The organism is Frigidibacter sp. ROC022 (genome assembly GCF_024723735.1).
In the GTDB taxonomy this organism is placed as follows: domain Bacteria; phylum Pseudomonadota; class Alphaproteobacteria; order Rhodobacterales; family Rhodobacteraceae; genus SLM-1.
In genome coordinates, this window is sequence record NZ_JANQDU010000019.1 from 1 (window position 1) to 813 (window position 813).

Consider the following 813-nt stretch of genomic DNA (forward strand, 5'->3'; position numbering starts at 1 on the left):
ACAAGTGGCTCAGACGCTGCCGGGAAGGGGGGCGCGCGGCGCTCGGGAACAGGGCAAGCGCCCCGGCCAGGTCTCCGCACCGGCTGGGAGAGGGTCAGGTTGCACTGATCCTCGGTCTCCGGCGCCGGTTCCGGATGAGTGCCGCGACGATCGCGCAGCACCTCGGGCTGGCCCGCGCCACCGTCGCCCGCTGGCTGGCCCGCGCCGGCTTGGGGCGGCTCTCGGCCCTCGATCCGCCACCGCCCGCGCGCCGCTACCAGCGCGAGCGGCCCGGCGAGTTGATCCACGTCGACATCAAGAAACTCGGCCGCTTCGACCACCCGGGCCATCGTGTCACAGGCACCCGCCGGGGCTGTCGCAACCGCGGCGCCGGCTGGGACTTCGTCCATGTCGCGGTCGATGACGCGACACGGCTGGCCTATGTCGAGGCGCTGCCCGACGAGAAGAAGGAGAGCGCCACCGCCTTCCTCGCCCGGGCCCTGGCCTGGTTCGCCGCACGGGGCGTGAAAGTCGAGCGGGTCATGACTGACAATGGGTCGTGCTACCGGTCGAAGCTATTCGGAAAGGCCCTCGCCGCAAACGCCATCCGCCACATTCGAACATGGCCATACACCCCGCGCACCAACGGCAAGGCAGAGCGGTTCATTCAGACCCTCCAGCGCGAATGGGCCTACGGCGCGACATATGCCAGTTCAAACGCCCGCAACCGCGACCTGCCCAGATGGCTTGACTGGTTCAATACCAAACGCACACACTCAGCCATCAACCATCAAGCCCCGGCGCAGGCTCTGAACAACCTGATGAGAATCCACA

At 68.0% G+C, this 813-nt stretch carries 1 protein-coding gene; it reads left to right on the top strand.

Features of this window, described 5'->3' with window-relative positions; translation table 11 throughout:
* Positions 1–813 (top strand): IS481 family transposase (locus tag NUW50_RS21325; protein ID WP_258291211.1); only part of this gene is annotated, 813 nt, incomplete at both ends.